Origin of the sequence: Janthinobacterium sp. DSP2-3-3 (genome assembly GCF_049897325.1) — a bacterium.
Classification (GTDB): Bacteria; Pseudomonadota; Gammaproteobacteria; order Burkholderiales; family Burkholderiaceae_D; genus Janthinobacterium.
Map to the genome: position 1 here is coordinate 238,071 of NZ_JAFCWA010000006.1, position 14,109 is coordinate 252,179.

General features: G+C 62.1%; 11 protein-coding genes. 10 read left to right on the forward strand and 1 reads right to left on the reverse strand.

From position 1 onward, the window contains the following. The first annotated feature begins 17 nt into the window (after nucleotides 1-17). From ACP7DE_RS14515 to ACP7DE_RS14525, 3 genes are all read left to right on the forward strand, one after another. Complete coding sequence (locus tag ACP7DE_RS14515) at nucleotides 18-1,391, forward strand: GH1 family beta-glucosidase (protein ID WP_426072755.1); 1,374 nt, start codon at nucleotides 18-20, stop codon at nucleotides 1,389-1,391. Nucleotide 1,392: 1 nt separating this feature from the next. Then, nucleotides 1,393-2,445 (forward strand): ABC transporter ATP-binding protein, encoded by a 1,053-nt coding sequence (locus ACP7DE_RS14520; protein WP_426072756.1) that lies wholly within the window; start codon nucleotides 1,393-1,395, stop codon nucleotides 2,443-2,445. 107 nt (nucleotides 2,446-2,552) lie between these two features. Then, nucleotides 2,553-5,015: a TonB-dependent receptor gene (locus tag ACP7DE_RS14525; RefSeq protein WP_426072757.1), complete on the forward strand. Its 2,463-nt coding sequence runs from the start codon at nucleotides 2,553-2,555 to the stop codon at nucleotides 5,013-5,015. A 93-nt stretch (nucleotides 5,016-5,108) separates the two neighbouring features. On the opposite strand, the gene xseA is transcribed toward ACP7DE_RS14525, so the two are convergent. Continuing rightward, nucleotides 5,109-6,470, reverse strand: coding sequence for an exodeoxyribonuclease VII large subunit (gene xseA, locus ACP7DE_RS14530; protein ID WP_426072857.1), 1,362 nt, complete (start codon nucleotides 6,468-6,470; stop codon nucleotides 5,109-5,111). A 1,328-nt stretch (nucleotides 6,471-7,798) separates the two neighbouring features. Between xseA and ACP7DE_RS14535 the strand changes: the two genes are divergently transcribed. The 7 genes from ACP7DE_RS14535 to ACP7DE_RS14565 all read left to right on the forward strand — a co-directional run bounded on the left by ACP7DE_RS14535 (nucleotide 7,799) and on the right by ACP7DE_RS14565 (nucleotide 14,100). Further along, a complete protein-coding gene (locus tag ACP7DE_RS14535) occupies nucleotides 7,799-8,404 on the forward strand; it encodes a MotA/TolQ/ExbB proton channel family protein (protein WP_426072758.1) in 606 nt (201 codons plus the stop codon). Next, on the forward strand, nucleotides 8,401-8,841 hold the full coding sequence (locus ACP7DE_RS14540; protein WP_426072759.1) for an ExbD/TolR family protein: 441 nt from the start codon (nucleotides 8,401-8,403) through the stop codon (nucleotides 8,839-8,841). The genes ACP7DE_RS14535 and ACP7DE_RS14540 overlap by 4 nt, the downstream gene beginning before the upstream one ends. A gap of 85 nt (nucleotides 8,842-8,926) precedes the next feature. Beyond that, a complete protein-coding gene (gene lpxK, locus ACP7DE_RS14545; protein WP_426072760.1) occupies nucleotides 8,927-9,982 on the forward strand; it encodes a tetraacyldisaccharide 4'-kinase in 1,056 nt (351 codons plus the stop codon). Beyond that, nucleotides 9,963-10,139, forward strand: coding sequence for a Trm112 family protein (locus ACP7DE_RS14550; RefSeq protein ID WP_010395789.1), 177 nt, complete (start codon nucleotides 9,963-9,965; stop codon nucleotides 10,137-10,139). The genes lpxK and ACP7DE_RS14550 overlap by 20 nt, the downstream gene beginning before the upstream one ends. 2 nt (nucleotides 10,140-10,141) lie before the next feature. Continuing rightward, on the forward strand, nucleotides 10,142-10,897 hold the full coding sequence (gene kdsB, locus ACP7DE_RS14555; RefSeq protein WP_426072761.1) for a 3-deoxy-manno-octulosonate cytidylyltransferase: 756 nt from the start codon (nucleotides 10,142-10,144) through the stop codon (nucleotides 10,895-10,897). Nucleotides 10,898-11,141: 244 nt separating this feature from the next. Then, complete coding sequence (gene adk / locus ACP7DE_RS14560; protein WP_426072762.1) at nucleotides 11,142-11,798, forward strand: adenylate kinase; 657 nt, start codon at nucleotides 11,142-11,144, stop codon at nucleotides 11,796-11,798. A 178-nt stretch (nucleotides 11,799-11,976) separates the two neighbouring features. Then, nucleotides 11,977-14,100, forward strand: a complete 2,124-nt coding sequence (locus ACP7DE_RS14565) for a sodium-translocating pyrophosphatase (RefSeq protein WP_426072763.1) — start codon at nucleotides 11,977-11,979, stop codon at nucleotides 14,098-14,100. Nucleotides 14,101-14,109 lie beyond the last annotated feature (9 nt).

A 14,109-nucleotide genomic window follows, 5' to 3' on the forward strand; every position in this document is an offset into this window, starting at 1 on the left:
AATCCACTCACACTGACATGACCACCATGCATAACGACGATACCGACATCAACTTTCCCGCCACCTTTACCTGGGGCGTGGCCACCAGCGCCTACCAGATCGAAGGCGCCGCCGCCATCGACGGCCGCGGCCCGTCCATCTGGGATACCTTCAGCCACGCGGACGGCAAGATCATCGACGGCAGCAATGGCGACGTGGCCTGCGACCATTACCACCGCTACTTTGATGACGTGGAGCTGATCGCCAACCTGGGCGTGAACGCCTACCGTTTTTCCATGTCCTGGTCGAGGGTGCAGCCGACCGGTTCCGGCGCCTGGAACGAAGCCGGCTTCGATTTCTATGCGCGCCTGCTCGACGCCCTGGCCGCCAAGGGACTCGATGCCCATCTGACCCTGTACCACTGGGACTTGCCGCAAGCCTTGCAGGATGAGGGGGGCTGGCTCAATCGCGCCACTTGCTATCACTTCGCCGCCTATGCGGCCGAGGTGGCGCGCCGCTTCGGCCACAAGGTCGCCAGCATCGCCACGCACAATGAGCCGTGGTGCACGGCCGTGCTGGGCCATGGCACGGGCCAATTCGCCCCTGGCATGGCCGACCCGGCCGCCGCCGTGCAAGTGTCGCACCACTTGCTGTTGTCGCACGGGCTGGCCATGCAAGCCATGCGCGCCGTGAATGCGCCGGCCAAACTGGGCATCGTGCTCAATCAATGGACGGCGACGCCGGCCACCGACAGCGCGCAAGACCGCGAGCTGGCCGAACTTGAATATGCGCGCTCGGTGCAGTGGTATATGGATGCCATCTTCAAGGGACGCTACCCGGCCCTGGCCTTGAAACACGTCGACGCTTCTATTTTATCTATTTTTGAAAACGATTTCACAGATATTAAACAGCCCATCGATTTCCTCGGCGTGAATTACTACACGCGCGCTTTCATGAGCGCCGAGACGCCGCCGCGCAAGCCCGAGTGCAAGCTGGGCGTCAACGACATGGGTTGGGAAACCTATCCGCAGGGCTTGACGGAGCTGCTGGTGGGCCTGCACCGCGAATACCGGCTGCCGCCCGTCTACATCACGGAAAATGGCATGGCCGTCGCCGACAAGCCCGTTGACGGCAAGATCCATGACCAGGCGCGCATCGAGTACGTGCGGCTGCACCTGGATGCCTTGCGCGCCGTGATCGCGCAGGGCATCGACGTGCGCGGTTACTTCTACTGGAGCCTGATGGATAACTTCGAGTGGAATTCCGGCTACGCCAAGCGCTTCGGCATGCTGTACGTCGATTACGCCACGCAGCAGCGCAGCTTCAAGGACAGCGCCCTGTGGTACCGCGACTTCATCGCCGCGCAGCGGGCCGCGCATGCCGATGCGCCGGTTTTGGCAGGGGAGCACTGACATGGCCGCCATTTCCCTGCGCGGCATCCGCAAGACCTACGGCGATGGCCCGGAAATCGTCAAGGGCCTCGACCTCGATATCCATGACGGCGAATTCATGGTCTTCGTCGGGCCGTCCGGCTGCGGCAAGTCGACGCTGCTGCGCATGATCGCCGGACTGGAAGACATCAGCGCGGGCCAGCTGCGCATCGGCGATCTGTTGGCCAACGACGTGGCGCCGGCCGAGCGGGGCATCGCCATGGTCTTCCAGAGCTACGCCCTGTATCCGCACATGACGGCGCGCGACAACATGGGCTTTGCCCTCAAATTGGCGGGCAAGCCCGACGCCGAGGTGCGCGCCGCCGTGGGCAAGGTGGCCGAGATTTTGCAGATCACGCACCTGCTTGACCGCAAGCCCAAGGCCCTGTCCGGCGGCGAGCGCCAGCGCGTGGCCATCGGCCGCTCCATCGTGCGCCAGCCCAAGGTATTCCTGTTTGACGAGCCGCTGTCCAACCTCGACGCATCGCTGCGCGTGCAGACGCGCATCGAGCTGGCCAAGCTGCACCAGGAGCTGGGCACCACGATGATCTACGTCACCCATGACCAGGTAGAGGCCATGACTCTGGGCGACCGGGTGGCCGTCTTCCACGGCGGCCACCTGGAGCAGGTGGGCGCGCCCTTGGACCTGTACCGCCATCCGGCCAGCCAGTTCGTGGCCGGTTTCATCGGCGCGCTGCGCATGAATTTCCTGCCGTGCGCCGCTGTGCCTGCCCTGGCCAGCCAGCTCGGTGGCGAGGCCGGCATGCTGGTCGGCATACGCCCCGAACACCTGCGCCTGGTGCCGCGCAATGAAGGCTACGGCGCTACCGTCACCCTGATCGAGCAGCTGGGTGATGCGCAGATCATCCACGCGACGCTTGACGGCCGCATCGATGGCGACACGCATGCGGTGGCCATCAAGCTGCATGGCGAGGCGCGCCACGCGCTGGCGCAGGGCAGCACCATCGGCTTCGCGCCGGAAGAAGGCCATGCCTTTCTGTTTGACACGGCCGGGCGCGCCGTGGCCACCCATTGACCCCGCACGGAGGCGACATGACTTCAGATTGACACTCAAAAAATGTGCAGCAGTAGCCAAAGAGCTATGTGATCATCATTCAACCAGCGGTACAGGAGACAACAACAATGCAACAGCTCAAACGCAATACCATCGCCCTCAGCCTGGCGCATGCGACATTCGCCCAGTGCATTTTGCTCGGCAGCGGTGCCGCCGTGGCGCAGGAGGCGGCCAGTAGCACGACCACCACTGACACGGCAAAACCGGCAGCCGAGCAGATGGACCGCATCGTCGTCACGGCCACGCGGCGCAACACCTTCGTGCAGGAGACGCCACTGGCCGTCACCGCCTTCAACCAGGACACCCTGCAAAACAATCAAGTGAAAGACCTGGCCTCGCTGGCCACCATGGTGCCGAGCCTGGTCGTCGAGCAGCATGGCGATTCGGGCGGCGTGCACGTCTACATGCGCGGCGTCGGTTCGGCCAACCACACGGAGCTGGGCGACCCGGCCGTCGCCTTTTATGTCGATGGCGTGTATTCGCCGCGTCCGCAGGGCGCCACGGCGCTGATGTATGACCTGTCCCACGTCGAGGTGGCGCGCGGACCGCAGGGCACCCTGAATGGCCGCAATTCGACGGCCGGCGCCGTCAACCTGGTATCGGCCGCGCCGAGCACGGCCAAGTTCATGGGTTCGGCCGGCATCACCGTGGGCGACAAGCGCCATCTGCAGACGCAGGGCATGCTCAATATTCCGTTGTCCGACGACGTGGCGCTGCGCATTGCCGCCATCAAGGATAGCCACGACGGCACGGTGGACTTCCGCCGCGGCTCGAACGTCATGCCGGGCACGGCCAAGTATGGCGCCGGCGACCAGATGGGCGTGCGCGCCTCGCTGCTGTGGAAATTCACGCCGCAGCTGCGCGGCACTTTCATCGCCGACTACTTCCTCGACCAGGGCGCCGGCAACGTCTACCTGGCAGCCGAGCCGAAAGGGGGCGAGAAGCTGCGCTCGGCCCTGATCGATACGCCGGGCACCCTGGACCAGTCGATTTTGACCTACAAGGGCAAGCTCAATTACAAGCCGACGGACGCGCTGGACTTTACTTACCTGGGCAGCTGGAGTCGCTACAAGCGCCAGAACAGCAACGATGCCGATGCGGGCCTGTTCCCCGGCTTCAAGTCGGAAAACCGCACCGACTGGGCGCAGTTCGACAGCTATTCGCACGAGCTGCAGGCGCGCTCGGACGACGATGCGCCGTTCCAGTGGGTGGCCGGCCTGTTCCTCTTCAATGAAAAGAACAAGGTGCGCTTCGATATCGACCGCAGCCAGATTTCGCAGGCGGCCGTGCAGCAGGATATCGCCAACGGCGCCGTGATTTTCGTGCAGCCCACCGTCGGCCAGTACGCCTCGTCGATGTCTTTCATCCAGGGCGACCGCCAGCTCAAATCAAAGGCCGTATTCGGCCAGGTCAGCCAGCAGGTGACGGACCAGATCAAGCTGACGGCCGGCGCGCGCTACACGAAAGACCATAAATTCGACATCGGCGGCAAGAATTGGGCATGCCCGAACTGGCCCGCGAACACGCCGCTGGGCACGACCGTGCTCACTGCCGACCAGCTGCGCCAGTTGGTCACGCCGGGCACGGGCCTGGCCAACACGCACAATATCGGGCCGGGCGGCGCCATCACGGCCGCCACCTGCGGCAATACGCCGGGCGACAATACGGCCGACCTGAAATATGGCCAGGCCACCTGGCTGGGACGCATCGAGTACAAGCTGCGCTCCGATATTTTACTGTTCGGTTCCGTGACCACGGGCTTCCATTCGCCGGCCATCGGCGACGGCGGCGCCACCACCAAGCCGGAAAAACTGACCAGCTATGAAATCGGCTTCAAGTCGGACTTGCTGAACCGCGAACTGACCCTGAACCTCGATGCCTTCCTGATGAAGTACAAGGACAAGCTCGAATCGCAGGTGGTCAACAGCGTGCTGGCCAACTTCAATGCGGCCGGCGCCACCGTCAAGGGGCTGGAAGCGGAATGGGTGTGGCGGCCAACATCGGTCGACCGCCTGACGGGCAATGCCACCTGGCTGAAAGCCGTGTACGATGATTTCATGTCGTGCGACGTCGATGCGGCGCGCGCGAATGGCCAGTCCTGCGGCTCGACGGCGCCCTTGGTGAACGTGGGCGGCAGCACCATGAAGCATGCGCCGAAGTTTTCCACGACCGTCCAGTACGAGCATGATTTCGCTGTCGCAGGCGGCCAGCTCACGCCGCGCGCCTCGGTGCATTATGAAACCATGTCGTACGTGGGAGCGGGGGCCTTCAATGGCGACGTGCCTGGCCACGCAGGTGTCAAGCGCCAGGAAGCCTACACCACCCTGGACCTGAGCTTGCGCTTCCAGCCGGCGAACAAGGCCTATACGGTGGAAGCGTTCGTGCAGAACGCCACCGACAAAGCGGTCAAGCTTGACGTCAATGAAATCTGCACGGACGTGGGCATGCCATGCCAGCCCACGCAGCAGATCTACGGCGCCTTCTACAACGCGCCACGCACGTTTGGCGCGCGCGTGTCGATGAAGTTCTGATGGCGTAAGGTGCAGTTGCAATAGCAGTAGCAGTTCACTCAGTAGGGCAGGTGTTGGGCCGGGGAGTTTCCCCGGCCTTTTTTACTCTAACGCTTATTCCAAAGTGGCCTGCACGCTGGCGATGCCGATCTGCGCGCTGCCTTCGGCCAGGCGCACATTGACATTCTGGCGTGCCTGCAACTGCGCCGGCGAGCGCACGATGGCGCCTTTTTCGTCGCGCAGGATGGCATAGCCGCGTTCCAGGGTGCGCTGCGGGTTGAGCAGTTCCAGCTGCGCTGCCAGGCCGTCGAGGCGGTGGCGTCGCTGGCCTAGCTGCTGCGCCATGGCCGCGCCGCCGCGGCGCTGGGCTTCCAGCAGGCGCACGCGCGGCGCCGTGACGTCGGGCCGCAAAGCCGCCCAGCGCGAACGCAGGCGTTCCAGCGCGTACTGCGACTGGTTCACCGGCGCGCGCGCCGCATGCGTCATGGCCGTCGACAGGGCCAGCAGCTGGAAGCGCTGCTGCTGCAGCTGCGCCTTCGGGTTGAGCAGGCGGCGGCTGTGGCGGTCCAGGGTTTGCGCTGCATCATCGAGGCTGCGGCGCATGGCGCGGCGCAAGTCGGCCGCATCGGCGCGCAGGGAGGCCAACCAGTCGGCGCGCGGCGTGGCCGCCAGTTCGGCGGCGGCCGTCGGCGTGGCAGCGCGCAGGTCGGCCGCGAAGTCGGCGATGGTGAAATCCGTCTCGTGACCGACGCCGCTGATCACCGGCATGGAACAATCGGCGATCGCGTATGCCACGGCTTCATCATTGAACGACCATAAATCCTCGATGCTGCCGCCGCCACGGCATACCAGCAGCACATCGCACTCGGCCCTTGTTGATGCCGTGCGGATGGCGTGCGCGATTTTTTCCGCTGCCTGCTGGCCCTGCACTTGTGTGGGATACAGGATGATGGACACATGCGGCGCGCGGCGCTTGAGCGCGATCAAGACGTCGCGCAGGGCGGCGGCCTGCGGGCTGGTGACGATGCCGATGCTGCGCGCGAACATGGGAATGGCGCGCTTGCGCTCCTGGTCGAAGAGGCCCTGCGCGGCCAGCTTTTCCTTCAGGCGTTGGAACGCTTCATACAGGGCGCCCACGCCGGCGCGGCGGATGGCTTCCACGTTGATCTGGTAATCGCCGCGCGCGCCGTACAGGGTGACGAGGGCGCGCACTTCCACCTTGTCGCCTTCGCGCGGCGTGAAGCCGGCAAACTGGGCGCGTCCACGGAACATCACGGCGCGCACCTGGGCAGCATCGTCCTTCAAGGTGAAATACCAGTGGCCGGAAGTGGCGCGCGTGAAGTTGGAAATCTCGCCAGCGATCCAGGTCAGGGGGAACGAGCGTTCGAGCAGGCGCGCGACAGCCTGGTTCAGGGCGCTGACGGTGAGCACGGGTGGGGCGGCAAAGCCGCTGTCAGTGGGGCTGTCGATCATCATCAAGCTGGGGGAGGGGAGGAACTGTCCACATATTATCGGCGAGGTCATGCTTATGTCATATATCGCGCAAAACAACAAGTTTTATTTCTAAGTATTTGATTTCATGCAGAATTCCCGTATGCCTGATTTGCGTGCACAGGTAAAAAAACCTTTAATATCAAGTACATCAGTGCAGCCCCTGCCACTTACGCACAAAGTTATCCACAGAAAGTGTGCGAAACTTTTTGCCTTGGACAACAATTGCCCTGTAAGCCAATTTGACCAATAAAAATGCCTTGCTACATTTTTGCGCATGGAAATAAAGTCCATAGGAATCAAGCGCTTAGTATGCCATGCCTGCCCTTGCACACAATCTTATCCACAAAAAATGTGCAGAACTCTGGCGCGGCGCCGGATTTATCCACTGAAACGTCGATGGCATGGCTTGCCTGAATTTTGCGCAGTAAAAAAATAGCCATATAAATCAATGGTATAGCGTTTAAGTATGGGGCTTGCTCACAATCTTATCCACAGAATGTGTGCAAAACTGCATAAACCGTTGCGTGGTTTGTTCCCGTTTTCCACTGCATGCACAGGCCGCATCGCTGCCTTAATTTTCAGCAGTGAAAGAAATCCCTTTAAAATCAATGCTCTTGCCTGGAGTCAATCGGCTTGCTCACAATCTTATCCACAATTTATGTGTGGAACTGCACTTGGGGTGGAAAAGTGTTGTTTGAGGATGCTTTTTGGCATGAAAAACCCGGCCTTTCCCACCTTGCTACATTTTTATGCAGGGTAATAAAAACGATATAAATCAATGCACTTGGTGCCTATTCTTGCGCTTGCACACAATCTTGTCCACAGATTGTGTGCAGAACTTCGACGGTCATAATGCCACTTGCTTCGCTCCAGCTGCCACTTATTTATGCATTGAGTTAATTTTCTTTAAAATCAATGACTTAATTGAATTCCTCGGCTTTGCGCACAATCTTGTCCACAGTAAATGTGCAGAACTCTTCAAGTATTAATTTATTGACATTGACTACTGTCGATAAGCTGCTATGCCTGTATTTTGCGCAGCACGATAATCTCCATGTGAATCAATGACTTGCGTGCTGGACTTCATGCTTGCTCACAATCTTATCCACACAAAGTGTGCAAAACTGTGTGCTGGCCGCGCCCGCCCGCTGCACCGTGTGGGCAAGTGCGCATGCAGGCGCCACTTGCCGCCGGCGCGGCAACGCGCTACATTGCGCCATTCCTGCGCCGACATGCCATCGGACGCCGGCGCTCGGTACAATACAGGCTGTCCGGGCGGTCCATCGCCTTCCCTTTTCCAGGAGTTTCTTTTGCTCGCTATATTTCAAGCCGCTGGCTGGCCCATCTGGCTGTTGTTGATCGCTTCCATCGTCGCCCTGGCCTTGATCATTGAGCGCCTGCTGTATTTGCGCCGTGCCAAGATCCTGCCCCGCAAGCTGTTTGATGAAGTGGTGCAGGTGTATCGCAGCGGTAAGATCACGCCGGACACGCTGGCCAAGCTGGAAGACAATTCGCCGCTGGGCGTGGTGCTCGCCGCCGCCCTACGCAATGTCGACGCGCCGCGCGAGGTGATGAAGGAATCGATCGAAGAGGCGGGCAGCGGCGTGGCCCACACGCTGGAGCGTTTCCTGACGACCCTGGGCACCATCGCCACTCTCGCGCCGCTGATGGGGTTGTTTGGCACGGTGGTTGGCATGATCGAAATCTTCGGTTCGCAAAACGCCAGCGGCTCGAATCCCGCACAATTGGCCCACGGCATCTCGGTAGCCTTGTATAACACGGGCTTCGGCTTGGCCATCGCCATGCCGGCCCTGATCTTCTACCGCCACTTCCGCGCCCTCGTCGACAGCTTCGTCATTGACATGGAGCAGCAAGCGGTCAAGTTCGTCGATATCGTCCACAGTGGCCGCAAATGAACTTCCGCAAAGGCAAGGGGCGTGAAGACCCCGAAATCAACCTGATCCCGTTCATCGACGTGCTGCTGGTGATCCTGATTTTTTTGATGGTCAGCACCACCTACAGCAAGTTTACGGAATTGCAGATCACCCTGCCGACCGCCGATGCCGAGCAAGCCAAGGACAAGCCGCAGCAGATCGACGTCACCATCGATGCCAAGGGCAACTACACGGTCAACCGCGAACCGGTCTCGTTCCGCGACGTGGCCGGCCTGGCCGACGCCCTGCAGAACGCAGCCAAGGCGGCCAATAGCGGCAAGGCGCCCGCGCAGACACCCGTGGTGGTGGTCAACGCCGACCAGTTCGCCATGCATCAGATGGTCATCCACGTGATGGAAGCGGCACGCCTGGCCGGCTATGAAAAGTTGACGTTCGCGGCGCAGGCTGGCGGCAGATAGTGCTCTAACCCAGGCAACACCGGGGCCGCATCCTCAGGGGCGACCTCGGATGTTTCTTGGGGTTTCCAACTTTACCCCTCACCGCATGCCCACATCCTCCCCCGCCAAGCTTGAATCGACTCTCACCCGCGCCTGGCTGGCGCGCGGCCCGCTGGCGTGCGCGCTGTGGCCCGTTTCCCTGTTGTTCGGCGCCCTGAGTTCCGTGCGGCGCGGCCTGTACCGCGCTGGCGTGCTGCAGTCAAGCCGGCTGCCCGTGCCCGTCGTCGTCGTCGGTAACATTTTTATCGGCGGCACGGGCAAGACGCCGCTGACGATCTGGCTGGTGCAAGCCTTGCGCGACGCGGGCATGCGCCCTGGCGTCATTTCGCGCGGGCATGGCAGCGCCGACCGTTCGCCGCGCGCCGTCACCGCTGCTTCCACGCCGCAGCAGGTGGGCGACGAGCCGCTGCTGATCTTCCAGCGCGGCGGTTGCCCCGTGATGGTGGGGTGCGACCGCGCGCAAGCGGGCAGGGCGCTGCTGGCGGCGCACCCGGACGTCGACGTGTTGGTGACGGACGACGGCTTGCAGCATTACGCCTTGCAGCGCGACGTGGAAATCGTGCTGTTCGACGGTCGCGGCGCCGGCAATGGCTGGCTGCTGCCGGCCGGTCCCTTGCGCGAATCGCCGCGCCGCCGGCGCGATGTGACGGTGATCAATGCGCCTGAGCTGGCGCCGGATCTCGTTGCCGGGGTCGCGCCCGCGGGTTCCTTGGTCGTGCAGATGCTGCTCGATGGCGGCGTGGCCGAGCGCCTGGTCGACCGCAGCGAGCGGCTGCCTTTGGCAACACTGGCAGCTGGCGGCCAGCGCATCGTGGCGGCGGCCGGCATCGGCAACCCGCAGCGTTTCTTTGCCATGCTGCGCGGGGCCGGATTGGACTTCATGGAACTGCCCCTGCCCGATCATCACGACTTCCTCGACCAGCCATTTGCGGCACTGGACACGGATGTGATCTTGATCACCGAGAAGGATGCAGTAAAATGTGCGCAAATTGAACATCTCAAAGATGACCCGAGACTGTGGGTCGTCCCCGTCAGTGCGCGCATCGATAGCGCGCTGGCCCAACAAATTGTGGAGAAATGTCGTGGACGCTCGACTGCTTGATATCCTGGTCTGCCCTGTTTGCAAGGGTCCGCTTGAACACGATAAGAAGGCGCAGGAACTGATTTGCCGCGCCGACCGCCTGGCCTATCCTATCCGCGATGGCATCCCCATCATGTGGGCGGATGAAGCGCGCACCCTGCAAGACGCAGTGGAATAACGATGGCCTTCATCGTCATCATCCCGGCCCGCCTGGCCTCGACGCGCCTGCCGGGCAAGCCGCTGGCTGACCTGGGCGGCAAACCGATGGTGGTGCGCGTGGCCGAGCAGGCGCGGCTCTCGGGCGCCGCGCGCGTCATCGTCGCCACCGATCATGACAGCATCCGCGCCGCCTGCGCCGCGCATGGCGTGGAAGTGTGCATGACGCGTGCCGACCATCCGTCGGGCACGGACCGCATCGCCGAAGTGGCGCGCACGCTCGATTTGCCACCCGACGCCGTCGTCGTCAACCTGCAGGGTGACGAACCCCTGATCGATCCGTCCTTGCTGGCCGCCTGCGCTGCGCTGATCAGCGCCGCCGTTCCCATGGCCACCTGCGCGCATCCGCTGCACGAGGTGGCAGATGCATTCAACCCCAACGTGGTCAAGGTCGTGCTGGACAAGAATGGCCGTGCTTTGTATTTCTCGCGCGCCACGATCCCCTGGCACCGCGACGGCTTCGCGCAGTCCCGTGAAAACTTGCCGCAAGATTATGTGCCGCTGCGCCACATCGGCTTGTATGCGTACAGCAATGCGTTTTTGCAGGAATATCCGCAATTGTCCGCTTCGCCGCTGGAAGCCATCGAGGCGCTGGAGCAGTTGCGCGTGCTGTGGCACGGTGTTGCCATCGCCGTGCATGTCACGGACTCGGCCCCTGCTGCCGGTGTCGACACGCCGCAAGATCTCGAACGCGTGCAAGCGCATTACGGCGCCCTGTAAGCGCTACCCGCAAAACGGCAGGTGTGCAAATATAGTTTTGTGCGTCTGCAGTAAAAACCACATTTTGAAACGTCCGTCTCGCCAATTGCTGGCTTTGATCAATCAGGGCATAGCAAATCGACAGCAAACTGGCGTTTCAGGGATTTTTTGTGGTAAGTTTCGTAGGGAAAGATAGCCATAGCAACATCATCTAAAAATAATTACACATACCACCATCCAAAATCTGCTTTTTAGGAAATTTTCAATGCGTCTGATACTTTTAGGAGCACCCGGTGCCGGCAAGGGCACCCAAGCTAATTTCATCAAAGAAAAATACAACATTCCACAAATCTCCACGGGCGACATGTTGCGCGCGGCGATCAAGGAAGGCACGGAACTGGGCATGGCGGCGAAAAAAGTCATGGATGCGGGCGGCCTCGTGTCGGACGACATCATGATCGGCCTGGTCAAGAACCGCCTGAAGGAAGCCGATTGCGCCAATGGCTACCTGTTCGACGGTTTCCCGCGCACCATCGCGCAAGCGGACGCCATGAAAGATGCTGGCATCAATGTCGACTACGTGCTGGAAATCGATGTGCCTGACGCTTCGATCATCGAGCGCATGGATGGCCGCCGCAGCCATCCCGGTTCGGGCCGTGTGTACCACGTCAAATTCAACCCGCCCAAAGTCGATGGCGTCGATGACATCACGGGCGAACCGCTGATCCAGCGCGACGACGACAAGGCGGAAACCGTCAAGAAACGCCTGGATGTGTACCATAACCAGACCAAGGTCTTGCTCGGTTACTACAACGACTGGGCCAAGTCCGGCTTGCCAGGCGCACCGAAATACCGCCGCATCGCCGGCGTCGGTCCGGTCGAGCAAATCCGCGACAGCGCATTTGCTGCCCTGGCGGAATAAGCAGTTTTTGAAAAGCGGACCTCGGTGTCCGCTTTTTTTGTGCCCGCGTTTCAGCCGGGCGCCGTATCGTTTTCGAGTAGAAGTTTTTTGCAGGTCGTGTTTTCCTGGCTGCGCGTGCCTACCCGGTGCGGTCTGCAGCTGTTGGCAATGACGTCGGATAAAAACAGAAGGGGACGATATGGCAGCCAGTTTGTGGTTTGCGGTAGCCTGCGGCGTGGTCGCAGTCATTTACGGTTTGGTCTCGCGTAGCTGGATACTGAGGCAGGATCCCGGCAACGCGCGCATGCAGGAAATCGCTCTGGCCATCCAGCAAGGCGCGGCCGCCTACCTGGCGCGCCAGTACCGTACCATCGCCATCGTCGGCGTGGTACTGCTGATCGCCATCTATGTGCTGCTTGGCCTGCACACGGCGCTGGGCTTTTTGATCGGCGCCGTGCTGTCGGGCGCCTGCGGTTTCATCGGCATGAATGTCTCTGTGCGGGCCAATGTGCGCACGGCGCAGGCGGCCACCCTGGGCATCAACCAGGCGCTGAACGTGGCCTTCAAGGGCGGGGCGATTACCGGCATGCTGGTGGTGGGATTGGGCTTGCTGGGCGTGACCCTGTTTTACTGGCTGCTGGTGACGACGGGCGCGCCTGGCCTGACGCAGCATGACTTGATCAAGCCCCTGATTGGCCTGGCCTTCGGCGCCTCGCTCATTTCCATCTTCGCGCGGCTCGGTGGCGGCATCTTCACCAAGGGCGCCGACGTGGGTGCGGACCTGGTGGGCAAGGTCGAGGCGGGCATTCCCGAGGATGATCCGCGCAACCCGGCCGTCATCGCCGACAACGTGGGCGACAACGTGGGCGACTGCGCCGGCATGGCGGCCGACCTGTTCGAAACCTATGTCGTGACCTTGATCGCCACCATGCTGCTGGGCGCACTGCTGATGGCCGAAGCCAGCGGCACGGCTATCATCTATCCGCTGCTGCTGGGCGCCGTCTCCATCCTCGCTTCCATCGTCGGCTGCTCGATGGTGAAGACCAAGCCGGGCGCGAAGATCATGTCGGCCTTGTACACGGGGCTGTGGTGGGCGGCCGGCCTCTCCTTGGTCGGCTTTGCCGTGGTGACGTGGCTGCTGTGGCCCGACGACGCCATGCGCTACAAGATGCTGGGCGCCACCGTCGTCGGCATTGTGCTCACGGGCCTGATGGTGTACATCACCGAGTACTACACGGGCACGGATTTCAAGCCCGTGCGCCATATCGCCGAAGCGTCGACGACGGGCCACGGCACTAATATCATCGCCGGCTTGGGGGTGTCGATGAAGTCCACCGCCTACCCGGTGCTGGCCGTCTGCGTCGCCATCCTTGTCTCATACCAGCTGGCCGGCTTGTACGGCATCGCCATTGCCGCCACGGCCATGCTATCGATGGCGGGCATCATCGTCGCACTCGATGCGTATGGCCCGATCACGGATAACGCGGGCGGCATCGCGGAAATGTCGGGCTTGCCCGATTCCGTGCGCGCCATCACCGACCCGCTCGACGCCGTCGGCAACACCACCAAGGCCGTCACCAAGGGCTATGCCATCGGCTCGGCCGGCCTGGCCGCGCTGGTGCTGTTTGCAGACTACACGCATGCGCTCGAATCCGTGGGACAGCACATCACCTTTGATTTGTCGAACCCCATGGTCATCGTCGGCCTCTTCATCGGTGGCCTGATACCGTATCTGTTCGGCGCCATGGCGATGGAGGCAGTCGGCCGCGCGGCCGGTGCCGTGGTGGTCGAGGTGCGGCGCCAGTTCCGCGACATCAAGGGCATCATGGAAGGCACGGCGCGGCCTGAATACGACAAGGCCGTCGACATGCTGACGGCGTCCGCCATCCGTGAAATGATCGTGCCGTCCCTGCTGCCCGTGGTGGTGCCCATCGTCGTCGGCATGCTGCTGGGGCCTGCGGCGCTCGGTGGCCTCTTGATGGGAACCATCGTCACGGGCCTGTTCGTGGCCATTTCCATGACCACGGGTGGCGGCGCCTGGGACAATGCGAAGAAATACATCGAGGATGGCCATTTCGGCGGCAAGGGTTCCGAGGCGCACAAGGCGGCCGTCACGGGCGACACGGTAGGCGACCCGTACAAGGATACGGCCGGTCCGGCCGTCAATCCCTTGATCAAGATCATCAATATCGTGGCCCTGCTGCTGGTGCCGCTGTTGCCGGCTACAGGCTGGCTGGCCGTCAAGGCACCGGCGCCCATCCACGCGCCCGCACCGGCCATTCTGGCGCCAGCGACGCCGGCGCAAGTGTTGCCGGCCCAGTAAGGCCAGGCA